Origin of the sequence: Neobacillus sp. WH10 (assembly GCF_030123405.1) — a bacterium.
Lineage (GTDB): Bacteria > Bacillota > Bacilli > Bacillales > Cytobacillaceae > Neobacillus.
Window position 1 is genome coordinate 1,309,546 of record NZ_CP126110.1, and the last position, 24,878, is coordinate 1,334,423.

Consider the following 24,878-nt stretch of genomic DNA (forward strand, 5'->3'; position numbering starts at 1 on the left):
GCGCCTTGCACAGGGGCAACAGGCATAAGACGAGCCGGCGAGAAGGTTGCACTTTAACCTTCTTGACGGATTGGCTTATGACCCCGAGCCCCTAGGCGCTGGAGCTGGACAATAGAAGGCGTAGTATTTCTGCGCCTTTTACCCATATCATTAAAAATATTATGTATAAAAATCTAAATAAATTAAAAAGGGAGGGTGAGCCAATGTTTAAAAATAGAAAACATGATTATATTGGATGGCTGATTTTGATTGGTATTGTCATTCTGGTCCTCGAGATTTTATTTTTCAACCAAGGGCTTATATTCTCTCTTTTTATTTCTGGTGGAATGATTTATCTAGGTCGAAAAAGGACAGGTAAAAGGTTTGGAAAAATCCTTTTTATCGGTGGGATTATCTTCTTTGGCCTTAGTATTGTCAATATGATGACCTTCAAGTTTTTATTGATAGCTATTTTACTGCACTTTTTCATTCAATTTTTAACATCTAAAAAGCAGCCAAAGAAGATTTTACCGGATATTACCACACCAGAACCAACGCAGAAAGAAGAAACATTAATTAAATCGGAGCCGTTGTTTGGAAATATCTTCTTAGGCCAACAAAAAACTCCTGTCGGCGTATATGAATGGAAGGATGTAAACATTCAGGCTGGAATTGGTGATACCATCATTGATCTCAGTTATACGATGCTGCCAAAGGGTGAAACAGTGATTTTTATTCGAAATATCATCGGAAATGTCCAGATCCTTGTCCCATATGAAATTGATGTAAGTATCCATCATTCCTGTGTAGTCGGTTCGACAACCGTTTTCGGCAGCCATGAATCCAAGATTTTCAATCAAGTGTTCCAGCTAAAAACACCAGACTATGATCAGTCCGAGCAAAAAGTGAAAATTTTCACTTCGCTTGTTGTGGGAAATTTAGAGGTGAGCCGCATATGAGTACGACTGGGCGTCAAATTGTTTGGAGCGTCGGCTTTTCCTCACTTATTGCCATCATTGTTGGGGCCGTTTTTATTTTTGTTTTCCCATTAAACAACTGGTCAGAATTATGGGATCGGAATGTCATGGATATTCCCATTATTATTTTTATTCCTGTCTTTAGCATTGCGGTAGGAATTCTGTCAGGCGGGGCTTCTGGCCTTTTTTGGCGAAAGCAATTTCTTTCTATTGAACATGCTTTGCACCAATTGGAGGAAGGAAGACAATTGGATGTGAAAGAGAAACCGCCTGTCACAGAAATGCAAATGATTGCCGAGCGTATCGAGAAAATTGGCAAACAAATGACTGAGCAGGCAAAGCTTTCACAACGATTAGCAACTGAAAAAGTTGAAGATCAAGAAGAGAGAATTCAGGAAATTATCGAGCAGGAACGGAACCGTCTTGCTCGTGAGTTGCATGATTCTGTAAGTCAGCAATTATTTGCCGCATCGATGATGATGTCAGCTATCAATGAAACAAAACAGCAGTCAGAAACGGACCGGGAAGCAAAACAGCTAAAGCTAGTAGAAGAGATGATACACCAATCACAGCTCGAAATGCGTGCCCTCCTTTTACACTTGCGGCCAGTTGCCTTAAAAAATAAAACGCTGCAAGAAGGAATTGAAGAGCTTTTAATCGAATTATCACAAAAGGTAACAATGGATATTAAATGGAAGGTGGAAGCTTTCCCATTAGATAAAGGGGTAGAAGATCACCTTTTTCGTATCCTTCAAGAGTCTGTGTCGAACACCTTAAGGCATTCAAAAGCAAGTAAACTCGAGGTTCTAATGGTTAAAAGAGATGACCTTGTTATCTTAAGGATTGTCGATGATGGAATCGGTTTTGAAGTAAACGAAATGAAAGCGGGTTCCTATGGCATGCAAAATATGCATGAGCGGGCCGTTGAAGTGGGCGCGACATTAAAAGTGATAAGCGTTAAAAATAAAGGAACAAGGCTGGAAGTGAAAGTTCCGGTGATGGTTAATGGAGAGGGTGCCAATGATTAGAGTATTATTTGTGGACGACCATGAAATGGTAAGAATCGGGGTTTCTTCTTATTTATCGGCGCAGCCAGACATTGAAGTCGTAGGTGAAGCGGATGATGGAAAAAAAGGTGTCGAGCTAGCCCTAGAACTTCGCCCTGATATCATTTTAATGGATTTGGTGATGAAAGAGATGGATGGGATTGAAGCGACAAGGCAAATAATTGAACAATGGCCTGAAGCAAAGGTCATTATCGTAACGAGCTTTTTGGACGATGAAAAGGTATATCCTGCGCTTGAAGCCGGAGCAACCAGCTATATGCTGAAGACCTCTAAAGCAGGTGAAATCGCCAATGCTGTCCGCGCTACATACCATGGACAATCGGTCCTTGAGCCGGAAGTAACCGGAAAAATGATGGTGAAAATGCGCCAAAAGAATACTCATCTGCCACATGAAGACCTAACTAGCCGCGAACTGGAAATATTACTCTTAATGGCCGAGGGCAAAACCAATCAGGATATTGCCGATGAATTATACATCGCCTTGAAAACCGTCAAAACCCATGTCAGCAATATTTTAAGTAAGCTTAACGTCCAAGACAGGACACAAGCGGTTATCTATGCGTTTAAACATTCGTTAATCAAATAAACTCGCAGACTTTCCAAGCTTATTGGAAGGTCTTTTTTTATTATAATTGAAAATTCCTCTCAATTAATGTTATTATGGTTAATGAAAATGATTATCATTATTAATTTTATTGGAGGAACTATTTACATATGAAACTACTAAAAGTATCAGGAATTTTATTGTTTTCTAGCAGTCTTTTATTTGGTTGTGCAAATACGGACAAAACTACTTCAACTGAAAAGGTGAAAGAAACAAAAAATACAGCAACAAAAGCTCTTGATGGGGTAACAGAAGCTTACCGCGAATATGCTATTGGCGAAATTGAAGAATTTGTAAAGGCAACAGAAGCATTTACGACAGCTGTTAAAAATGGAGATATCGAGCAAGCAAAGGCTCTATATGGACCAGCTAGGATGCACTATGAGCGTGCTGAACCGATTGCAGAAGTATTTGGGGATCTTGATCCGAAAATTGATGCACGTGAGGGGGATGTCCCTGAGGAAGAATGGGGCGGGTATCACCGAATTGAAAAAGGATTATGGGTGGATAACACAACAAAGGGATATGAGCAATATGCCGATCAGCTAATGAAAGATGTTAATCTGCTCAGAGCCAAAGTAGATACGGTCGAGGTTACACCAGATTTATTAATTACAGGGGCAGTGGACCTTTTAAATGAGGTATCAACATCAAAAGTGACAGGAGAAGAGGATCGTTATTCCCATACCGATTTATATGATTTTGCAGCGAACGTAGAGGGCGCGGAAAAGATTTATCAGCTGTTAAATCAGGAACTAGAGAAAAAAGATAAAGAACTATCAAAGGAAATTCAAACACGTTTTGATGAGATTTATAGTTTATTGAACCAGCAGAAAAATGGTGATGGCTATAAGCTTTATACAGAATTAACGGAAGCACAAGTGAAAGAGCTTAGCCAGGCGATTGATGCACTTGCAGAACCGCTATCCCAACTAGGCATGGTTACGGAGGCGTCTTAATTGACAAAGCATACAAACACCCAAAAAGATCTTGCCATTAATGGAGCAAAGATTTCAAGAAGAGATATCTTAAAAACTGCCGGTGTGGGCGGTGTCGGGGTAATTCTCGGTGCATCGGGCCTCGGCGGTTTACTTTCGCTTAAAGAAGGGAATGCTGCTGCCACTGATAAAAAGGATATCATTCCTTTTTATGGGAAACATCAAGGCGGAATCACCACGAAAACACAGAATCATGTTTATTTTGTTTCCTTGGATGTGACAACATCGAAAAAAGAGGATTTAGTGAAGCTATTCAAGGATTGGACGACAGCTTCTGCCTTGTTATCTGAAGGAAAGCCTGTTGGAGAGCTTTCCAGTAATGAGTTTCTCCCTCCAAAGGATACAGGTGAAGCAGACGGTTTATCATCATCGAATTTAACCATCACCTTTGGCGTTGGCCCAAATCTGTTCGTAAAAGACAACCAAGATCGCTTTGGATTAAAGCAAAAGCAGCCGAAGGAATTAGTTGATCTTCCAAAATTTCCACTGGATGCGCTGGAAGAAGCATGGACAGGCGGCGATTTATGTATACAAGCCTGTGCAGATGATTTACAGGTAGCCTTTCATGCTGTCCGGAATTTGATTCGAATCGCACGTGGAAAGGCGACACTTCGCTGGGCACAAACCGGTTTTCAGCGAACGAAACAAGCAGATCCTAAAGAGGCGACACCAAGGAATTTGTTTGGCTTTAAAGACGGTTCAGCCAACTCAGATGTGAACAATGAAAACCAAATGAATGAACAGGTCTGGGTGCAGCCTGGGGATGGGCCAAATTGGCTGGTGAACGGAAGTTACCTAGTAGTCCGCCGAATTCAAATGTTTATCGAAGTATGGGATCGTTCGACATTAAAAGAGCAGGAGAAAACCTTTGGCCGCTATCGTGACAGCGGAGCACCACTTGGACAAAAAGATGAATTTGAGACATTAGATTTGAAAAAGAAAAATGAACAAGGTGAATATAGCATACCTGTTGATTCACATACCCGATTGTCACATGGGGATGGTTCGCAAAAGATTCTGCGCCGCGCCTATTCCTACTCCGATGGGATGGATGTAAAAACAGGAAGCTTTGATGCAGGCCTGCTATTCCTATGTTTCCAGCGTACACCAAGTAAACAATTTATCCCCATCCAAAATAGGTTGGCTAAAATGGATAAATTAAATGAATATACATCCCACCGGGGAAGTGCCATTTTTGCTTGTTTGCCTGGAGCAAAACAAGGCGGATTTATAGGAGAGACACTTTTTAACTAATGGTTTCCCTTTTACAGAGGAGAGAGTGTAATGCCAAGATTAACAAAGTTATTTAAGTCTTTAGTTTTACTAACGGCATTTTTTGTTCTGCTGCAATTGACCTACCCCGTAACGGCTGCTGAAAATCATGATGAACTATTCGTCCTAATTGGTGACAGCTTAATGAAAGCAAAAGATGGTGAGCAGGCTGTCGTCTCCAAAAATATGGAGCAATTCGCAGCGGAATGGAAATCGATTAAGAACGCTGACAGCAAACAGGCCAAAAAGGTTGACCAGGAATTAACAGAGGTTCAAAGATTACTAACGGAAAGTAATGTAGAAAAAGAGAAACTTTCAAAAAGCCTTTCGTCCCTATCAAGTGCAGTAGTGCTTTATGAGCAGGAACAAAATCCGGCGGATAGGGCAAAAGGAAAAGAACAGGTAAAACAGTTACTTCCGCTCATTAACAATCTGAAAGCTTCGATTGAAAAGGAAGATATCGCTGCTTTAAAAGGTCAATACCAACAACTAATGAACGAGTGGACTGCCTCAGAAAAAATCGTCCATGATGAGAGCATTGCCGCATACGGGAATATTGAAAAATACACGGCTCTCATTAGAATTGCGATTACACAGGAGCCAGCCGATTTGGATAAGGCTAAGCAAAATGCGGAGCAATTAACAGTAGAAGTAGAAAACTTTTTAGCGGGAAAAACTTCGAAAGAACCTGAAGGAAATTATTCGCTGACAGACGTATCGAACCTTTTAAGCCAAGCAGAAAAGCAAATCTCGGAAAAGGATTATCAAGGAGCTAGCAGCCAATTAAATGAACTCCTTACCATCTGGCCAATGGTGGAAGGGGATGTTTCAACAAGGGATAGCAAGTTATATAGTGATATTGAAACAAAGATTCCTACCGCAATCAGTATCTTAAATTCGAAAAACGTGAAGGCTGAAAAAGCTTCCGATATCGTGAAGGACATTAACACGCGCCTTGCTCCGTTAATGAGCAAAACCAATTATTCCTTCTGGGATGCGGCACTGATATTATTACGTGAGGGTTTAGAGGGTTTATTAATTGTCGTAACGTTAATCGCCTTTTTGAAAAAAATGGGGCAATCATCCAAGCAAAAGTGGATTTGGTCCGGAGTGATTGCCGGGATTTTAGCAAGTGCAGTCCTAGCTGTCATTATCAACATCGTTTTTTCGCAAATCGTTGCCGCTTCTAGCAGGGAATATATTGAAGGAATAACCGGTATTGTTGCAGTTGTGATGATGCTGACAGTAGGGGTATGGCTTCATAATAAATCGAGTATCGTTCAGTGGAATAAATACATTAATCAGCAAATACAGCAGGCAATTGCAAAAGGAAGCCTACTATCTTTCAGCTTCATTAGTTTTCTTTCTGTTTTTCGTGAAGGAGCCGAGACGATTATATTTTATACCGGCATTACCCCATATATTAGTTTAGCCCAGCTCACTGCAGGAATCCTTTTGGCCGTTGGTATTTTAGTAATAGTGGGCTTTCATATTATAAAATACAGTATAAAAATCCCAATCCGTCTATTTTTTAAAGCGGCCACCTTGTTAATTTACTTCTTAGCCTTTAAAATTTTGGGGATCAGCATCCATGCCTTGCAAATTTCGAATGTGCTTCCAACTTCGACGGTTGAAAATTTACCGTTCATAGAGTGGCTTGGACTATACCCGACATTGGAAACAACGATAGCTCAATTATGTTTACTGGCCGTGATAGTATTCATGACTTACTTAGTTAAAAAAAATGATAGTAAACAAATCATAACTACAAATGTTTAAAAAGGGCTTCTACTAGCCCTTTTTTTCGTGTAAGAAAAAAATCCCCTACTATTCAAGGAACTTGTCTCATAAGTTTAAATGAGATGAAAAAAAGGGAGATTGTAAAATTGGCTATTTATTATAAAGGAATATTCTTTTTAGCTGCTTCTGCTTTTTTAGGGGAAGGAATTGAAGTCTTAGTAAATATGATTCTCGCAAGGGAGTTGGGATCACATGGATTAGGACTTTATATGTCGATCCTGCCATCAATCTTTTTAATTGTGTTACTGTCCAGCTTCGAACTTCAGGTATCGATATCTAAATTCATTGCGGAAAGAGAGGAACGCTACCACCGAAATATTCTTTATCATGCGCTTACGATTACAATTGTTTTTACCAGCATTTTATTTTTAGTTACGGCAGCGGTGATTCCCTTTATTCCAGTATTTAATACGTACCATCCCTACATTAGATGGTTTGTTTTGATCCTTATTCCAGTTATTTCCTTCACCTCTGTTGCCAGGGGCTATTTTATGGGGATGCAGCAGATGGGAAAAATTGCGGTATCAAATTTTTTACGAAAAATCATACAACTCGGAATGCTGTTTATATTATTCCGATTTTTTTCTTTTGACGCAGAATCATCCTTGTTAATTGCCGTAGGTACACTGATAGGCAGTGAGATTGTTGTGTTTTTTTATTTAATTTACTCGTTTATTATTCAATTTCAGCAGCTGAAACGTCAGCCTTTTTCCAATATAAATAAGAAAGTAGTCCGGAAAAATTTAATGGCGGTGTCGATTCCAACCACTGGTCTCCGTTTGTTTTCAGCAGTCACGGGTGCAATCCAGCCATTCATTATTAAGGCAGCGTTAGTTCACTCCGGAATGACTGATGCACTCGCTACTGAGCAATTTGGAATGTTAATGGGTGTGGCGGTATCCATCGGATTCTTCCCAGCGTTTATTGCCCACTCTTTAATGATTGTCCTAATCCCAGCTGTTTCGAAAACCTATTCACAAAAAGATTATCCAACCTTACAAAAAATGCTCCAGCAAGTGATGAAACTTACCCTTTTATATGGTGTGGCTGCTGTAACCATATTCTATTTTTTTGCGCCGCAATTAACGTCCCTATTTTTTAAATCAGAGACATCTGCTGTATTTTTGCAGCTGCTTTGGCCGTTTTTCTTATTTCATTTTTTCATCATGCCACTTCAGGCCTTTTTGATTGGAGTTGATTTGTTAAAAGAGGCATTTATTCATATAATCTGGTCTACGATCATATCCTTTGCGCTCATTCTCTGGCTTGGTTCCTCGCCGGAATGGCAAATGAATGGGGTCATTATTGGGATGAATACAGGAGCCGTTTTATTAGCGCTGATGCATTATTTAACAATCTGTAAGAAGATTGGCGTCTCAGTTTTAATGAAGGGCGTTATGTCAAAAGCAACTGAGCGGTAGGAATTTCTTAAAAAAATTCAGAAAAAGTGTAGGGATTAGGCTGTCCTTTCCGTCTAATTATATGAGGAAGATTTTACAGGGGGAAAGGACTTAGGAAGATGAACATTAAATCATTTGAGGATTTAGTAAATGAATATGGAACAACCATTTATAAATATATTTTATCTTTAGTTAACCATAAAGAACTTGCCGAGGATCTTTATCAGGAGGTATTACTCTCCGCTTATTTAGCATATCCTTCCATTAAGGAGCCGTGTAAATACAAAAGCTGGTTGTTTAAAATTGCTGTAAATAAGTGCCGTGATTACTGGAGAAAAGAAAATAAGTCGAAGCAATTTTGGAAGAAAGAGGTATATACCTACTCAGCCTCGTTCGAGCCAACATCCATTCCAGAAGAGGAACTTTTACATAAATTTTCTGCAGAACAAATGGCTGAAAAGGTAATGACATTACCTGAAATCTATCGTTATCCTATTTATCTATATTACTATCAGGATTTATCTCTTCTAGAAATTTCCAAGAAAAGCAATCTGCCAATGTCGACCGTAAAAACGAGAATGAAACGGGCGAAGGAACGATTACGGCCAAAAGTGCTGTCACTTGCTTAAGGGCTCCATTCAAATCTTTTAAATATAATTGAAAAGGGGAAGGTTTACTTATGACTGGAAAAGGAAGAAAGGATTTTCCTGCGAATTTACAGCCATATATTTCAAAGCAATATTACCAACGCTATACACCAATTGATCATGCAGTTTGGCGATTTGTTATGAAACAAAATCATTATTTTTTAAAGGAAATTGCCCATTCTGCCTATGTAAATGGTTTAAAGGATTCAGGGATCAGGACCGAATCCATTCCAAAGGTAGATGATATGAATACGAGTCTCGCAAAGGTGGGATGGGGGGCTGTTACAATTGATGGGCTGATTCCCGGAGCGGCTTTTTATAGCTTTTTAGCAAATGGGATTCTTCCGATTGCAACAGAAATAAGGAACATCCAAAACCTTGCCTATACACCTGCACCAGATATGATTCACGAAGCGGCAGGACATGCGCCGATTTTATTAGATGAATCATACCGCGATTTTGTAAAAAAAATCGGCGAAATGGGCGCTAAGGCACTTTCTAGTAAAGAAAAGCTGGAGGTTTTTAAAGCAGTCCGCCATTTAACCATCGTAGCAGAAGATCCTGCCTCTACCCCGGAGCAGGTAAAAGAAGCTGAAATACAGGTAGCAGATGCGAGAATGAAGGTAAAAGGTTTATCTGAAGCGGATCAAGTTTCAAGGCTATTTTGGTGGACGGTTGAATATGGGCTAATAGGGGAGCTGAACAATCCTAGAATATACGGAGCGGGCCTGCTTTCGTCGGTAGGTGAGAGCCAAAGCTGCTTGAAAGATGATGTACGAAAAATTCCTTTTTCAGTTGAAGAATGTATAAAGACCCCATACGATGTTACAAAGACGCAGCCACAGTTATTTGTTTGTAAAACCTTCGGTGACTTAGTAGAAGCCGTTGATCAATTTGCTGCGACAATGGCATTTCGAAAAGGCGGAACGGAAAGTCTTGATAAGGCACTGCAAACAGATAGTGTTGCCACGATGGTTTTTTCCTCCGGATTGCAAGTAACCGGAACATTAGCATCCATTTTAAAGGATGAAAATGGGGATGCTGTTTATTTCCGTACGAAGGGACCAACAGCATTATCCTTTGATTATAAGCAATTAGATGGGCAGGGGACAGAAACACATCGTAAAGGCTTTGGAACACCAATTGGCAGTTTAGAAGGTAATATTGTACTAGAGGATTGTACGGCGGAGCAACTACAAGAGTTAGGAATCATAAAAGAGAAGGAAGCCGTATTAACGTTTCAAAGCGGGGCAAAAGTAGAAGGCATCATCAAAAATATCATATTGTCTGAAAATAAGCCAACCTTAATTTCTTTTAAAGAATGTACAGTAAGTTATAAAGATATGATACTGTTTGAAAAATCCTGGGGGACATTTGATATGGCCGTTGGAGCAAAGGTTATATCAGTCTTTGCAGGGGCAGCTGATCCGAATAATTATTATGAATATGAAAAAATAGAAGAAGTAGAGGAAATAATAGGACAAAAGGGTTGGAACGAACTAGAAACCTTATATGAAGAAATTCGCAGCTTACGTGAGGGTTCCGAATGGAATGAACAAAGTTTATTTCATATGAATCAAGTTTTAGCTATTTTAGATGAAAAATATCCGAAGGAATGGTTATTGCGGCTGGAAATATTAGAGCTTTATAAACTGCACCATGGCAGTCATTCCAAGGTTCCTCTCCTTATAGAAAGGCTTGAAAATACAGCTTGGGATTCTTCAGTTAAACAAATGATACAACGTGGATTAATTTTAATCCATAACAGCTAATAGAAAAAGGAGCTTGGATTTTATGATCCAAGCTCCTTTTATGATTAATCTTTACTTGATAAAATCCCTAAAATGCGAAGGATGCTGACGAATAGGTTAACAAAATCCAAGTATAAGCTTAATGCCATTAATGGTACTTCTTCTGCTCTTACACCGTGGTGTTTCATACGGCTGACATCAAAGAGAACATAACCGCTAAATACTAATACCCCTATAAAGGAATATGCGAGCATTCCCGTTGAGCTAAGCGGGAAGAAAATATTAAAAAGTGAAATTGCCACTAATGCTAGCAAGGCAGCAAGCAGGAAACCTCCTAAGAAGGAAAAGTTCCGTTTTGATTTTGCGGCATATATTGAAATACCGGTAAACACAACTGTTGTGGTAGCAAACGCCATGATTACGACATTTGCACCTGCCGTCGCGGCATAATAAGCGACAATTGGATACAGCGTAATCCCTGAGATAAAGGTAAAAATATAAAGAAAGGAATAAGAGATTGCTTTTTTACGTCTGAAAATGACTGCTGCGAGAATCATTACAAATTCTAAGATTGCCAATGGTAGAAATAAACTTGGTGGTACATAAACACCTGCCATTGTGCCAAGGAAGGCAATCGCAAGAGATAAAGCAAATGTACGTAAAACGGATGGCATATATTCTGATGTAGTTTGTGTATACAAATTTTTTCACCTCTTATTAATTTGTTACTAAAGATATACGAAAAAGTGGTCAAGATGTTTCGTTTTTTCTTAAAATATCTTTCTCTTCTTTTAATAAATCACGAATCTCTGCTAAAAGTTCTTCTTGGCGGTTAACTTTTTCCACCACTAGAGCAGGTTCTTCTTTCTTTTTAAAACGATTAATGAATTTAATAAATAGAAAAATTGAAAAGGCGATAATAAAGAAATCGACGACTGCTTGAATAAATTGTCCGTACTTTATACCATTATAGGAAAGTTTAGAAAAAGAGTCTACATTCCCGGTTAACAATCCTATCAATGGCATGATAATATCCGCGACAAGGGAAGAAACAATTTTCCCAAACGCCCCGCCAATAATGACACCGACAGCTAAATCGATTACGTTGCCTTTCATGGCAAACTGTTTAAATTCTTTCCACATAAATAAGTTCCTCCAAAATAAATGTCCATTTACTTAATAGTACATTTTATCCCCTAACCCTACTAAATGGCAATAATAAACCTTTAGAATCCTTCTTTTTTACTATAGTGAAAAGAGCAGGTAAGTCATCACCTGCTCTAAGTTAATTATGAAAAGTGGTTCAAAAAGCCCAATTTCCAGCTCTGAAGATTGGTTCTGACGCCCCGTCGGCAGTGATTCCGTCGATGTCCATTTCGGATGAGCCAATCATGAAATCAACATGGGTAATACTTTCGTTTAGCCCGTTTTCTGCTAATTCCTCCGATGACATTTTCTTGCCGCCCTCGATACAGAAGGCATAGGCACTTCCAATTGCTAAGTGATTTGATGCATTTTCATCAAATAGGGTGTTAAAGAAAAGGATGTTTGATTGTGAAATTGGTGAGTTAAATGGAACAAGAGCCACTTCACCAAGATAATGTGAGCCTTCGTCTGTCTCGACAAGACGCTTCAATATTTCTTCGCCTTCTTCAGCTTTTACGCCAACAATTTTTCCATTTTCGAATGTTATTGAAAAACGATCAATAATATTACCACCGTAACTTAGCGGTTTTGTACTTGCGACCGTACCATTAACACCAGTTTTTAATGGTACGGTGAAAACCTCCTCTGTCGGCATGTTGGCCATAAACTCAAAGCCCTTTTCATTCACACTGCCAGCTCCCACCCAGAGATGTTTTTCTGGAAGCTCAATCGTTAAGTCCGTACCAGGTGCTGTATAATGAAGTTTTTTGTATCGTTTCTCATTTAAATAGTTAACCTTCTCATGAAGGGTTTCGTCATGTTTCTTCCAGGCATCGACAGGATTTTCAACATCCACACGTACCGCTTTAAAAATGGCATCCCAAAGCATGTTTACTTGGTTTTCAGCTGGCGCATCAGGGAATACCTTAACAGCCCAAGCTTTTGATGGGACAGCAATAACCGACCAGCTCACCTTATCAGATTGTGCAGCCTTGCGGTAGTTTGCAAGGGCTTTTCCGGCAGCTTTATTGAAGTTGGCAATCCGTTCAGGGGCCACGCCTTTAAGTAAATCCGGACTGCTAGAGATAACAGACATAAAGGCAGCACCATTGTCCGCAAGTTCTTCTATTTCTTTTGCACGCCAGGCAGGGTATTCATTGAATGCTTCATCTGGTGCTAAATCATATTTTGTTCTCGTAACGGTATCGTCGTTCCAGTTAACAATGACATTGTGGGCACCAGTTTCGTATGCTTTTTTGACTACTAAACGGACAAATTCTGCGGCATCTAAAGCTGCGTTAACAACTAATGTTTGACCAGGCTGTACATTAACGCCAACCTTTACAGCAAGCTCAGCATATTTTTCAAGGTTTTTTTGAAATTCACTCATATGTAATTCTCCTTTTTCAGAATCTTCCTTTATATTGTAGCGTCTTTATATTAAAAAAGAAATCATTCAAAGTGTAGTTTTGCTAAAAAAATCCAAAAAAAAACAGTAAAGAGAATTTATCCCTACTGTAGCTTGCTTCCATGTACTTTAATATTAAAATAAACACCTGCGGAAAATAGTACAATAAACGTTATAATGCCTGATAAAGATGTTGGAGCCATGAATTGCGATAATTCCATTGATTCCACCCCTTTAGAATATAACCTTTACACTATAATTATAATACTAAAAGAGGTAGATGTGAACAAAAAAGTACATTTTTTTTGACAAATATTTGAATTTTAAGGATGGTAAAAAAGCACAATGTTCAACTTTGAGAATTGTCCAGCTCCAGCGCCTAGGGGCTCGGGGTCATAAGCTAATCCGTCAAGAAGGCTAAAAAGCAGCCTTCTCGCTGGCTCGTCTTATGCCTGGCTACAGAAAGCTATCGCTTTCTGTACGCATTAAGGGAGACTAATCTCTGGCTTCGCTTAGCTTGCCAGTCGATAATTCTCCCTATATCGCCCCTGAGCAAGGCGCTTCCACTTTTATCTTTTCCTTTATCTCAGTCGAAGCGCTCCAGTCTATACGCCGCTAGACGGGCGCTTCCGCTTTTTGCTTTTCAAACACATAAAACATAACCCAATATAAACCTGCACTGATCAGTGCCAAAAGAAAGAGAACAAAGAATGTCCACCCATAGCCGATCCAAACAGTCATAGGGATTGAGAGTGGTGCAATGGTACGCGCGATTGTAAATCGCAAGCTTGCTGCAGCAAAATATTGGCCCCTCATATGCTCAGGTGCAAGCTTAGAAACAAAGCTTTGCTGAAGTCCCGCACCCATTAATTCACCAAAGGTGAAAATCGCCATCGCTGCAATTAAGCCCCAAATCCAATGAGTTTGACTAAAGAGAACTATGGAAATGGCATAGACAACTGAGGAGAGGACAAACACGTTTCTTTCATAATATTTTCCCATCCACTTAGTAACAAAAACAGTCAGCAGGGCGACAAGGAAGCCATTTTCAGCAAGGACTATTCCAAATGCCTGCTCACCTTTGACAGTAAACGACCACTCACCAAAGGAAAAGAGGGTTTGATTTTTCACAAAATCCTTAATATATACGGGAATTAATAAGTCCAATTGCATAAACGTCTGCCCAGCTAGAACACCTGCAAGAATGAAGAGAAGGAACGTTTTATCCTTTACAATAAGTGCATAATCCCTCAGTTGATTTTGTAAAAAGTAATACCATTTCCCGTCGCTGGATAAAGGATTTGACTTTTGAAGCGGGACGGTTTCCCTAGTCCATTTTGCTAGAATTAATCCTAGTAAAATACAAACTGCTCCTGCAAAAAGCAAAAGCTGAAAGCGATAGTGGACATAAAAAATAGCTCCCAATATCGGCCCTACAACAACTGCTATATTAATAGATGTATAAAAAATAGCAAAAACACTGCTGCGATGTTTTTCATCCACTACATCCGCGACCATTGCTTGACTTGCTGGCCAGTAAAAAGAACCGAACACACCAGCAACGGTAAAAGAGATAAACCCTAACCAAGGCGATTGAAACCAAGGAGAACTGGCTAGAGCAAAGCCTAAAAACGAAAGGCCTTGTCCGATTGAGGAAAGAACCATCATTCGTTTTCTCCCAAAACGGTCGGCACAATATCCACCCATAAGGTTAGCTAATACGGAAAAAACCTGCGAAAAAACTAATAATAAACCAGCTTTATTTTTACCGAATTCTTCGGCAAAATAGATCGTTAAAAACGGAAAAAACATCCAAAAGGTGATATTCATCATTGCTTCAGCAAACAAGCGAACCTTTAAATTCGTATCCCAATCCCTAATTCTCATTATGTATCCTCGTTTCAATATTCTGTTATTACATCATACTATTGCGATGGAAGATTATACAAGAAAAAAATGACAAACGACGTTTCAGCGCCGGGATTGGAATTTTCGGAATTACTGAATCCATTAGGGAGGTATGCTATATTTATCTTATGGAAATTCGAAAGGATGTTTTTATATATGGTAAAAAGTGTTGTAATTGCTGAAAAACCTTCTGTCGCACGTGATATTGCACATGTGCTTAATTGTAATAAAAAAGGAAACGGGTATCTTGAAGGAAATAAATATATCGTTACGTGGGCGCTCGGGCATCTAGTCACACTTGCTGACCCAGAAAGTTACGATATCAAATATAAAACATGGAATTTAGAAGATCTTCCTATGCTGCCTGAGAAATTGAAATTGACCGTCATTAAGCAGACTGGAAAACAGTTTAATTCTGTTAAAAGTCAATTGATTAGAAATGATGTCAATGAAATAATCGTGGCTACAGATGCAGGGAGAGAGGGAGAATTAGTCGCACGTTGGATTATTGATAAAGTAAAAGTCAATAAACCGATTAAACGTCTATGGATCTCATCTGTTACTGATAAAGCGATTAAAGACGGCTTTGCAAACTTGAAGCCTGGCAAGTCGTATGACAATTTATATGCATCAGCTGTTGCGCGTTCTGAAGCTGACTGGTATATCGGTCTTAATGCAACACGTGCATTAACAACCAGGTTCAATGCCCAACTTAACTGCGGCCGTGTTCAAACACCTACTGTTGCGATGATTGCAGCCCGTGAAGACGAAATTAGAAACTTTAATGCACAAACCTATTACGGCATCGAAGCCCAAACAGCAGACCAATTAAAGCTGACTTGGCAGGATGCTAAATGTAACAGTCGCAGCTTTGATAAAGAGAAACTCGATGCGATTGTAAAAAAACTAGTAAAACAAAATGTCATTGTGACGGAAATTGAAAAGAAGCACAAGAAGTCTTTTTCTCCAGGGCTATATGACTTAACAGAACTACAACGCGATGCGAACAAAATCTTTGGTTATTCGGCAAAGGAAACGTTAAACATTATGCAAAAGCTGTACGAACAGCATAAGGTTTTAACGTACCCGCGGACAGACTCACGGTTTATTTCTTCAGATATTGTTCCAACCATACCAGAGCGTCTTAAGGCATGTGGAATAGGTGAGTATCGCTTCCTAACAAGCAAAGTCTTAAAAAAACCAATCAAGGCTTCTAAATCTTTTGTTGATGATAGCAAGGTGTCCGATCACCATGCCATTATTCCTACAGAAGGATACGTGAACGTGTCAGCTTTTACAGATAAGGAACGGAAAATTTATGACTTGGTTGTTAAACGCTTCTTAGCAGTTTTATTCCCGGCATTTGAGTATGAGCAATTAACGCTCCATGCAAAAATTGGTGAGGAAAACTTCGTTGCTAGAGGAAAAACCATTTTAGCGCTTGGTTGGAAAGAAGTATACAATAATCGACTTGAAGAGGACGATGAAAGTGATGATCTGAAAGAGCAGATTTTACCTCGGATTGATAAAGGTGATACATTAAACGTCAAACTAATCGCCCAAACATCAGGTCAAACGAAGGCGCCTGCTCGTTTTAATGAGGCGACATTACTGTCAGCAATGGAAAATCCGACGAAGTATATGGATACGAAAAATAAACAACTGGCAGACACCTTAAAATCAACGGGCGGGCTTGGTACTGTTGCTACACGTGCGGATATTATTGATAAGCTATTCAATTCATTCCTAATCGAAAAGCGCGGCAAAGACATTCATATTACTTCCAAAGGCCGTCAATTGCTGGACTTAGTGCCTGAGGAGCTTAAATCCCCGACATTGACAGCTGAGTGGGAACAAAAGCTTGATCAAATTGCACATGGCAAGTTGAAAAAAGATGTGTTTATTCGCGAAATGAAGAATTACACAAAAGAAATAGTTGCTGAAATTAAAGCTAGTAATAAAAAGTATAAGCACGACAACATCTCCACAAAGAATTGTCCAGACTGTGGAAAACCGATGCTTGAAGTGAATGGCAAAAAAGGCAAAATGCTCGTATGCCAAGACCGTGAATGCGGCCATCGGAAAAATGTTGCCCGCGTCACAAACGCACGGTGCCCAAAATGCCATAAAAAACTTGAGCTTCGTGGTGAAGGTGAAGGTCAAGTCTTTGCATGTAAATGTGGATATCGTGAAAAACTATCTGCTTTCGAAGCACGCCGCAAAAAAGAATCTGGTGGTAAAGTCGATAAACGGACAGTACAAAAGTATTTGAAAAACCAGCAAAAGGAAGAAGAACCTTTGAATAATGCCTTAGCAGAAGCATTAAAAGGGCTGAAGTTTGATTAATACCCATACTAAAGGGGCTATTCATGAAGATTAAAATATCTTTATGGATAGCCCCTTTATCAAAATTTCTGATGGCTGATCCCCTTATTTATCCTTTCATATATTATCCTGCTAAAGTGATATCGTGTTAAAATTCAGAAAATTTAATTGACAGCCAAGGTTTTCATCACATACAATAATTATCATAAGAATAATTTATAGATTGGAATGATGACGCATGTGGCATCCCCAAAAAATAGGTCAATATTTAAATTTATTTATAAAAGAGGCTGGACTCCAAATCTAATTTGATTAGGAATCCAGCCTCTTTCTTTATTATACTAAAGTGGTAGAGGAGCGAGAAATATGATAACGCTAACAGGTAATAGTTTAACTCTTGAGCAATTGAAAGATATTTTATACCGTAAGCAAAAGGTTATAGCATCTGAAAAGAGTATAGAGGCTGTACAAAAAAGCCGGTCAGCAGTAGAGAGAATCGTTTCTGAATCAAGAGTAGTATATGGGATTACGACCGGATTTGGAAAATTTAGTGATGTCTTGATTGACCAAGACGATGTACAAGATTTGCAGCTTAATTTAATTCGCTCTCATGCGTGCGGGGTGGGCGATCCTTTTCCAGAGGTTGTTGCAAAAGCAATGGTTCTCCTTCGTGCGAACGCACTTTTAAAGGGGTATTCTGGGATAAGACCCCTTGTGATTGAGAAATTATTGGAATTAGTGAATAAGGACATTATTCCTGTCATCCCGCAGCAAGGCTCCCTTGGTGCAAGTGGTGACTTGGCGCCGCTATCCCATCTTGCTTTAGTGTTGATTGGCGAAGGCGAAGTTTTTTATAAAGGGGAACGAGTGGATTCACTTGTGGCATACAAGCAAGAGGGGATCTTACCAGTAACCTTAGAAGCAAAGGAAGGTCTGGCTCTTATTAACGGTACCCAGGCGATGACCGCAATGGGCGTTATTGGCTACTTGGAGGCCGAGCAGCTGGCACATGAAAGTGAACTAATTGCCTCGATAACAATCGAAGGTCTGAATGGGATCATCGATGCTTTTGCGGAAGAGGTACATGTGGCAAGGGGCTATAAACAGCAGATTGATACAGCAGCAAGAATCCGCCGTTACTTAAGTGATAGTTTATTAACAACACAACAGGGTGAGCTTCGGGTTCAGGATGCCTATTCACTGCGTTGTATCCCTCAAGTTCATGGTGCTTCCTGGCAGGCCCTTGATTATGTAAAAGAAAAACTTGAAATTGAAATGAATGCAGCAACCGATAATCCATTAATTTTTGATGATGGAGAAAAAGTAATCTCAGGAGGGAACTTCCACGGACAGCCGATTGCTTTTGCAATGGATTTTATGAAAATTGCTGTGGCAGAACTAGCCAATATATCGGAGAGAAGAATTGAAAGATTAGTTAATCCACAGTTAAACGACCTGCCGCCATTCTTAAGTCCTGAACCAGGCTTACAATCAGGGGCAATGATTATGCAATATGCCGCTGCTGCACTTGTATCAGAAAATAAAACACTTGCTCATCCTGCGAGCGTTGATTCGATTCCATCATCAGCCAATCAGGAGGATCACGTGAGTATGGGTACAATCGCTTCAAGACATGCTTATCAAATTATTCAGAACGTAAGAAGAGTCCTTGCCATTGAGTTGATTTGTGCGATGCAGGCAGTAGAAATCCGCGGTGTGGATAAAATGGCAAGCTACACAAAAATGTTTTATCAAAAAGGACGGGAACAGGTTCCTTCTATTAAGCAAGACCGTATTTTCTCAAAGGATATCGAAAAAGCGGCTAAGTGGTTAAAGACCATTGAATTTTCACAATTTATAAGAGATTTAAGCATGGAAAAAGGTCAATATTAATTGGAAAAAGGCGTGAAAATTTCACGCCTTTTACTTTGTCTGGTCTGGCAGCCAGCGGGCGGTATCTCCTCGTCCTTCATCTTCCTCAACTCTATTTTTAAAAGCTTCCCGGGTAACAAGGAATTCCTCATCACCTATAGCTTCTTTTCCATGCTTTTCCGTTAAACTGTTTTCTGGAAAATTACCAGGATGGTTCTTCTTTTTATGTTCAAAATGTTCTCCGCGTGCCAAACTCAACACTCCTTTCATCTTCGGATGTAGCATACCCAAACATTGGTGAAATAATTACTTTCCAAAAAGAATTCTATTTTTTAACAAAAAAAGCTGGCTGAAGAAGTGAATTTCTTTTCACTCTTCACCAGCTTTTTTTTCATGTTTATCGGGTTTGCACATTCGATCAAGCATAATACCAGCGAACACAATAAACGCAATAGGAATTGAATAATTTAAAACATGAATAACCGTCATACAAGCTTCCACCACCATTGTGTTAATATTTGTAATATTAAGTATATTGAAATGTTGTTAATATTATATGCTAACAGTCACAATTTAGACAAATTCCAATAGCATTAAATTTTATCCATGACCAATCCACAATCTAAACACTATTTTATCCTCTTTTTTATTAATCCTATAAAATATTCCATTTTTTTTAAAAAGGATTTCAAGAATAAATATCGTAATTGTTAGTAGGAGAAATTATTTCAATTCTGAATTACTTTACTATGTTTCCAAAGGAGTTGTGCTGACGATGAACATGAAGGAGACAAAAATATACGATATTATCTGTATCGGCGGTGCGAATGTGGATCGGAAAATCCGAGCATTGAAACCATTGGCTAACAGAACATCTAACCCAGCTATTAGCACAAAAACAAGAGGTGGAGTGGCTAGAAATATCGCGGAAAATTCAGGGCGGATAGGACTGAAGGCCTCTTTATTAGCATATATAGGAGCAGACCCTGAAGGGGAATGGATACTCCAAAATACAAAAAACTATGTAGATGTTAGCCCTACAGAAATAATTCATGGAAAATCCACGGGAACTTACACAGCGGTGCTTGATGAAGATGGTGAAATGGCGGTTGCCCTTGCAGATATGACAATTTACAATGACGTGAAGGAATATTTCTTCGAAAACAATTTGCATCATCTTCAAAGTGCAAAAATGATCTTACTGGATACGAATTTTCCTGCGAAGGTTATCGGTCAAGTGATAAGTAGCTGTAAAAACACTGGCATACCTATTTGTATTGCTCCAGTATCTGCTCCGAAAACTGATAAATTACCAGCTTCTTTAGAAGGTGTTACATGGCTGATTGCTAACCATAAAGAGGCTGAAGCTTTATCAAAACTAAATATTAACTCGGAAGGTGACTACTATCGTGCAGCAGAAGTAATTTTGACAAAGGGTGTTGAGAAAGTCGTAATTACAAGGGGAGAGAAAGGCTTAATATATTTTACAAACAATGGTGAGGCAGGAGCATTAGTCCCACCTAGTGTACCGATAGTAGAGGTTACAGGCGCGGGGGACTCACTTATTGCAGGGATATTATTTGGTTATTTAAAAGGTCTCGGTACAGAAGATGCCTGCAAAATAGGTATCTCCTGTTCGTTAATTACCCTACAGACGAGCGATACAGTAAGCCCTGAATTAAATCAACAATCATTACAGGAAACATTTCAAAAATACTTTAGTAAGGGATTAAGCCAACGATGAATCATGCAAATCTACCTTATTATACATATAATGCGACAGTTGGGATGCTGATTGATTCCAGCTTAAAAATGAATAGAATAAATTTGTGGGATGGAATCTTCCTTAATTTCCTTCCCTTTTTTATTTGAATTGTAAAATAGAGGAAGTTTTTTGTGGAATTATGGAATATTTTGTGTGAAAAAGAAGTTAGAAAATTAAAAAAAGCGACAAAATGTAACACCCTGTTATAAAAGGACTAGATATAATTAACATATCATTTTGAATTAAGTAAATCGACCTATCAGGAGACAAACATAGAAGGAAATCGGTAATACTTAAGTTGTACTGTTGACAGAAAAAGGCAAACCTGTTGAAAAGCAGGGACGCAAAGCCGAGGATCTAAGGGAAGTATTTAACTTGCTATGGTGGCCGGGCTGCCTGGAATGCGAAATGTATTTTAGGAGTGAGAAAATGTTTATTAGAGAAAGAGATGTGGATGTAATCGATCAAGAATGGATGGAGCTCATATTGGAAGCAAGAGACCTTGGACTTTCAATTGAAGATGTTCGTAATTTTCTTTATCCAGATAGTCAAAAAGAAGCATCAAGTACATACTAAAAAGTGAAAAGCATTCTACAAAAAACGACATTTTTGTAGAATGCTTTTCTTCTTGCGAAACGAATGTTTTCTTTAAGACACGTATGCTTACTCATTATTATTTTGATTAATTCGCCATTTATTAAATTCAAGGAAGTCGCGAAATTGTTCTTTTGATATCCCCGAGGTCATAGCCTCTTGTACCAGATTCAACCACTCGTTATCCAATTCAGTCTTGTCAATTTGCTCATGAATCAAGTGCTCAACTGGAAGATTCAAAACAACAGCAATTTTTTCAAGAAACTGAATAGAAGGATTCTTTTGCAGGTTTCTTTCAAGTGAACTTAAATAAGATTTAGCAACTCCCGCTTGTTCAGCAAGTTCGGATAGTGACATTTTCTTTTCTAAGCGGAATTTTTTAACGCGGTCACCAATCATGGGGTCTCACACACCTATTTTAATATTAATATGTTTATTCTACCAAAATGAATGGAAAAGTACCATATCAAGAACACGTGAATATTGCAATAAAATGAACATCGAAATGAGCGTTTCAGAGTTTTACGGCAAGTAATTTTGAAAAAATGTGCAGTTAGAGGTAATATTAAGAGTGTTGCCAATCTATAGGTAAAATTTCTTAAGTATAATGATGCTTTGTTGAACGATATTGTAAACTATACATAAAAATAAACAAAAAGGAAGGGGATCCTCTTAAATGATTGTCCTTAAATCACAACGAGAAATTGAAGCGATGAAAAAGGCTGGAGATATTCTTGCAGCCTGTCATAAAGAAATTGCAAAATTAGTAAAACCAGGTGTAACAACGTGGGAAATAGAGGAGTTTGTTAACGGCTTTCTAAGTAAAAATGGAGCAACACCTGAACAAAAAGGCTATAAAGGTTATGAATATGCAACGTGTGCAAGCATCAACGACGAAATATGTCATGGCTTTCCAAGAAAGGAACCATTAAAAGATGGCGATATTGTAACGATTGATATGGTTGTTAATTACAATGGAGCCTTGGCCGATTCGGCATGGTCTTACGCAGTTGGCAAGGTTTCTGAGGAAACGGATCATTTATTAAAAGTAACAAAGGAAGCTTTATACAAGGGAATTGAACAGGCTGTTGTGGGTAATCGCATTGGTGATATTGGCCATGCAATTCAAACCTATGTTGAAAGTGAAGGTCTTTCTGTAGTTCGAGACTTTATTGGCCATGGTATTGGTGCAGTGATTCACGAGAAACCTGACGTTCCACATTATGGACTGCCAGGAAAAGGTGCAAGAATTAAAGAAGGTATGGTGTTTACCATTGAGCCAATGGTAAACATCGGCAGATACCAAACGAAGATGGATGATAATGGCTGGACGGCAAGAACATTTGACGGTAAATATTCAGCACAATATGAGCACACACTTGCAATTACAAAAGATGGACCAATTATCTTAACAGAACAGAAATAAGATCAAAACAAAAACCCGTTATTTACTACAATAACGGGTTTTTTGTTTTATCCCGCATTAACGGGCAATAAGATCCACAACTAAATTGTGTGAACTAAAAAGGATAAGTGGTGGATCAACTGCCCGTAAAAGCCCGATTGGTTCAACTAACAATTAGTGGAGGGTGGAAAAAATACCCACTAATTGTTAGTTGAACCTTATTTTTTTCTGAGATTTCCAAGTTCTTCAACTAACGCTTGCATTTCATTAGGACTAAATGAATTCTTTTTCAGTACCATTTCGTAAATTTCCTTTAATTCTTCGTACATTTCTTCATCGAAGTGAGAAGGTTTAATTGCTCCGAGGTTTAGTACCTTTAGTTTTTCCTTTATTTGTTCAATCATATATTCGACATTTTCGACGGATTTTTCTGATAAATTCATTTCGGGCACCCTTTCCGAATTAATAATTTCATCTTTTCATTTTAAATAGTATCTGTCAATATAAACTTCCTTTATCCCGCATTAACGGGCAGTAAGACCCCCATTGATTGTTAGTTGAACCATATAGTTTATCCAATGAAAGGTAAATAAAAGTTATCAGGTGAGACTTGCATAGGAATGATAGATAAAGCAAAATAAATGGGTAGGATTAAATAGGTATTATTTTTATTTGGATTAATTCATGATATTTATCATGGTGGAAGGAGAGTTTAAGATGACAAGGAAAAATCAATTTTGGAAGGGAATGCTGATCGGTGCCATTGCGGGCGGAGCCATTAGCTTATTAGACAAACAAACCCGTGAGGCTATGAAGGAAAACGTCCAAAAAACTTCCAGCAAGGCTGCCTATATTGTGCGAAATCCGAGAGAAATATCCGAAAAAGTAAAGGGGACAGCAGCAAAAATCAAGTCAACCTATGAACAGGTTAGTGAAGATATATCCTTTATTACAGATAAGGTTGAGGAATTAAAGGAGCTGACACCTCAGGTAACTGATATTCTAAAAGAAACGAAAGATTCCTTTACAGAGAATGAAAATACAAATCTGATCGAAGAAGTATTGGGTGAAGAGGAGAAAATCATTTAAAGAAGGAGGATGGAAATGGACAAGGAAGCGAATGTACGCTCTTCATTGCTTAGATTGCTTTGGCATCGGATCGAGGAAGATGATATTCCAGGATTAAGTGCTCAATTGGCCTACTTTTTTCTTCTTTCCTTGTTTCCACTCCTAATTGTCATATTTACGCTAATACCTTATATCCCGATTCCACATCAGGATATGCTTGGGATGATTGAATATTTCGCACCAGCAGAAGCGATGGAGTTAATTAAAAAAAATGTAAATGAAATCATGAATCATCGGAATGGCGGTTTGCTTTCGTTCGGGATTATCGGGACGATTTGGTCAGCCTCTAATGGGATAAATGCCGTTGTGAGGGCTTTTAATAAGGCTTATAATGTGAAGGAAAGCCGCTCTTTCATCGTCTCCCGAGGCACGGCTATTTTATTAACCTTTGGGATGATTTTTGTCTTTATCCTTGCGATTGTTCTACCGATATTCGGCAGGGAAATAGGTGTTTTTCTATTTTCAAAATTAGGCTATAAAACTGAATTCATCAAGCTCTGGAATATGTTAAGCTGGCTTGTTAGTGCGATTATTTTATTCCTTATTTTCACTGGTTTGTATTGGATTGCTCCAAATGTGAGGCTGCGCTGCCGAAGTGCTTTTCCTGGAGCTGCGTTTGCAACATTTGGCTGGATTCTGTCATCAATGGCCTTATCCTTTTATGTCGGGAATATTGGTCACTATTCACTAACCTATGGCAGTATTGCAGCTATTATTATTTTAATGATTTGGTTATACATATCCGCTTTCATTATTATACTTGGCGGAGAAATCAATGCCTTTTATAGTGAAAAAAATCGGTCGAACTGCTAATACTTTCCTTAATGAAAAA

The 24,878-nt window shown here is 38.8% G+C and carries 23 protein-coding genes and 1 riboswitch; of the genes, 16 read left to right on the forward strand and 7 right to left on the reverse strand.

The window, feature by feature from the left end:
* The first annotated feature begins 203 nt into the window (after positions 1 to 203).
* The 9 genes from liaF to QNH20_RS06135 all read left to right on the forward strand — a co-directional run bounded on the left by liaF (position 204) and on the right by QNH20_RS06135 (position 10,516).
* A complete protein-coding gene (liaF, locus tag QNH20_RS06095) occupies positions 204 to 938 on the forward strand; it encodes a cell wall-active antibiotics response protein LiaF (protein ID WP_283922019.1) in 735 nt (244 codons plus the stop codon).
* Complete coding sequence (locus QNH20_RS06100) at positions 935 to 1,984, forward strand: sensor histidine kinase (RefSeq protein ID WP_283922020.1); 1,050 nt, start codon at positions 935 to 937, stop codon at positions 1,982 to 1,984. The genes liaF and QNH20_RS06100 overlap by 4 nt, the downstream gene beginning before the upstream one ends.
* Positions 1,977 to 2,609 carry a response regulator transcription factor gene (locus QNH20_RS06105; RefSeq protein ID WP_283922021.1) on the forward strand — a complete coding sequence of 211 codons (633 nt, stop codon included), beginning with the start codon at positions 1,977 to 1,979 and terminating at the stop codon, positions 2,607 to 2,609. The genes QNH20_RS06100 and QNH20_RS06105 overlap by 8 nt, the downstream gene beginning before the upstream one ends.
* Positions 2,610 to 2,737: 128 nt before the next feature.
* Positions 2,738 to 3,586, forward strand: coding sequence for an iron uptake system protein EfeO (efeO, locus tag QNH20_RS06110; protein ID WP_283922022.1), 849 nt, complete (start codon positions 2,738 to 2,740; stop codon positions 3,584 to 3,586).
* Positions 3,587 to 4,879: an iron uptake transporter deferrochelatase/peroxidase subunit gene (efeB, locus tag QNH20_RS06115; protein WP_283922023.1), complete on the forward strand. Its 1,293-nt coding sequence runs from the start codon at positions 3,587 to 3,589 to the stop codon at positions 4,877 to 4,879. It abuts the gene before it with no gap.
* A 30-nt stretch (positions 4,880 to 4,909) separates the two neighbouring features.
* On the forward strand, positions 4,910 to 6,676 hold the full coding sequence (locus QNH20_RS06120; protein ID WP_283922024.1) for an FTR1 family iron permease: 1,767 nt from the start codon (positions 4,910 to 4,912) through the stop codon (positions 6,674 to 6,676).
* A 107-nt stretch (positions 6,677 to 6,783) separates the two neighbouring features.
* The gene (locus tag QNH20_RS06125) at positions 6,784 to 8,118 is read left to right on the forward strand and encodes a polysaccharide biosynthesis protein (RefSeq protein WP_283922025.1); all 1,335 of its coding nucleotides are present in this window, start codon (positions 6,784 to 6,786) and stop codon (positions 8,116 to 8,118) included.
* Positions 8,119 to 8,216: 98 nt separating this feature from the next.
* Positions 8,217 to 8,726 carry an RNA polymerase sigma factor gene (locus tag QNH20_RS06130; protein ID WP_283922026.1) on the forward strand — a complete coding sequence of 170 codons (510 nt, stop codon included), beginning with the start codon at positions 8,217 to 8,219 and terminating at the stop codon, positions 8,724 to 8,726.
* 50 nt (positions 8,727 to 8,776) lie between these two features.
* On the forward strand, positions 8,777 to 10,516 hold the full coding sequence (locus QNH20_RS06135) for an aromatic amino acid hydroxylase (protein WP_283922027.1): 1,740 nt from the start codon (positions 8,777 to 8,779) through the stop codon (positions 10,514 to 10,516).
* Positions 10,517 to 10,560: 44 nt separating this feature from the next.
* Here the strand turns inward: QNH20_RS06135 and QNH20_RS06140 are convergent, their stop codons facing one another.
* The 4 genes from QNH20_RS06140 to QNH20_RS06155 form a co-directional block, all read right to left on the reverse strand.
* Positions 10,561 to 11,196, reverse strand: coding sequence for a Bax inhibitor-1/YccA family protein (locus QNH20_RS06140; RefSeq protein ID WP_283922028.1), 636 nt, complete (start codon positions 11,194 to 11,196; stop codon positions 10,561 to 10,563).
* 49 nt (positions 11,197 to 11,245) lie between these two features.
* Positions 11,246 to 11,638 carry a large-conductance mechanosensitive channel protein MscL gene (mscL, locus tag QNH20_RS06145; protein ID WP_283922029.1) on the reverse strand — a complete coding sequence of 131 codons (393 nt, stop codon included), beginning with the start codon at positions 11,636 to 11,638 and terminating at the stop codon, positions 11,246 to 11,248.
* Between the two features lie 160 nt (positions 11,639 to 11,798).
* On the reverse strand, positions 11,799 to 13,031 hold the full coding sequence (locus QNH20_RS06150) for an aminopeptidase (protein ID WP_283922030.1): 1,233 nt from the start codon (positions 13,029 to 13,031) through the stop codon (positions 11,799 to 11,801).
* Positions 13,032 to 13,664: 633 nt separating this feature from the next.
* Positions 13,665 to 14,936: an MDR family MFS transporter gene (locus QNH20_RS06155; RefSeq protein WP_283922031.1), complete on the reverse strand. Its 1,272-nt coding sequence runs from the start codon at positions 14,934 to 14,936 to the stop codon at positions 13,665 to 13,667.
* A 177-nt stretch (positions 14,937 to 15,113) separates the two neighbouring features.
* Here QNH20_RS06155 and QNH20_RS06160 point away from each other — a divergent pair, with 177 nt between their 5' ends.
* Positions 15,114 to 17,303: a DNA topoisomerase III gene (locus QNH20_RS06160; RefSeq protein WP_283922032.1), complete on the forward strand. Its 2,190-nt coding sequence runs from the start codon at positions 15,114 to 15,116 to the stop codon at positions 17,301 to 17,303.
* 345 nt (positions 17,304 to 17,648) lie between these two features.
* Positions 17,649 to 19,175 (forward strand): histidine ammonia-lyase, encoded by a 1,527-nt coding sequence (gene hutH, locus QNH20_RS06165; protein WP_283922033.1) that lies wholly within the window; start codon positions 17,649 to 17,651, stop codon positions 19,173 to 19,175.
* A 30-nt stretch (positions 19,176 to 19,205) separates the two neighbouring features.
* Here the strand turns inward: hutH and QNH20_RS06170 are convergent, their stop codons facing one another.
* The gene (locus QNH20_RS06170; RefSeq protein ID WP_283922034.1) at positions 19,206 to 19,406 is read right to left on the reverse strand and encodes a hypothetical protein; all 201 of its coding nucleotides are present in this window, start codon (positions 19,404 to 19,406) and stop codon (positions 19,206 to 19,208) included.
* A 523-nt stretch (positions 19,407 to 19,929) separates the two neighbouring features.
* Between QNH20_RS06170 and QNH20_RS06175 the strand changes: the two genes are divergently transcribed.
* On the forward strand, positions 19,930 to 20,898 hold the full coding sequence (locus QNH20_RS06175; RefSeq protein ID WP_283922035.1) for a carbohydrate kinase family protein: 969 nt from the start codon (positions 19,930 to 19,932) through the stop codon (positions 20,896 to 20,898).
* Between the two features lie 329 nt (positions 20,899 to 21,227).
* Positions 21,228 to 21,319, forward strand: a riboswitch (cyclic di-GMP riboswitch).
* 29 nt (positions 21,320 to 21,348) lie between these two features.
* The gene (locus QNH20_RS06180) at positions 21,349 to 21,495 is read left to right on the forward strand and encodes an anti-repressor SinI family protein (protein WP_283922036.1); all 147 of its coding nucleotides are present in this window, start codon (positions 21,349 to 21,351) and stop codon (positions 21,493 to 21,495) included.
* Between the two features lie 87 nt (positions 21,496 to 21,582).
* Here QNH20_RS06180 and QNH20_RS06185 read toward each other — a convergent pair whose 3' ends face one another.
* Positions 21,583 to 21,912: a helix-turn-helix domain-containing protein gene (locus QNH20_RS06185; RefSeq protein ID WP_283922037.1), complete on the reverse strand. Its 330-nt coding sequence runs from the start codon at positions 21,910 to 21,912 to the stop codon at positions 21,583 to 21,585.
* A gap of 277 nt (positions 21,913 to 22,189) precedes the next feature.
* Here QNH20_RS06185 and map point away from each other — a divergent pair, with 277 nt between their 5' ends.
* The gene (gene map / locus QNH20_RS06190; RefSeq protein ID WP_283922038.1) at positions 22,190 to 22,939 is read left to right on the forward strand and encodes a type I methionyl aminopeptidase; all 750 of its coding nucleotides are present in this window, start codon (positions 22,190 to 22,192) and stop codon (positions 22,937 to 22,939) included.
* A gap of 197 nt (positions 22,940 to 23,136) precedes the next feature.
* Here the strand turns inward: map and QNH20_RS06195 are convergent, their stop codons facing one another.
* A complete protein-coding gene (locus tag QNH20_RS06195; RefSeq protein ID WP_283922039.1) occupies positions 23,137 to 23,361 on the reverse strand; it encodes a DUF1128 domain-containing protein in 225 nt (74 codons plus the stop codon).
* Positions 23,362 to 23,635: 274 nt separating this feature from the next.
* On the opposite strand from QNH20_RS06195, the gene QNH20_RS06200 reads away from it, so the two are divergent.
* Positions 23,636 to 24,007, forward strand: a complete 372-nt coding sequence (locus tag QNH20_RS06200; RefSeq protein WP_283922040.1) for a YtxH domain-containing protein — start codon at positions 23,636 to 23,638, stop codon at positions 24,005 to 24,007.
* 15 nt (positions 24,008 to 24,022) lie between these two features.
* Positions 24,023 to 24,859: a YihY/virulence factor BrkB family protein gene (locus tag QNH20_RS06205; RefSeq protein ID WP_283922041.1), complete on the forward strand. Its 837-nt coding sequence runs from the start codon at positions 24,023 to 24,025 to the stop codon at positions 24,857 to 24,859.
* The last annotated feature ends 19 nt before the right edge of the window (positions 24,860 to 24,878 follow it).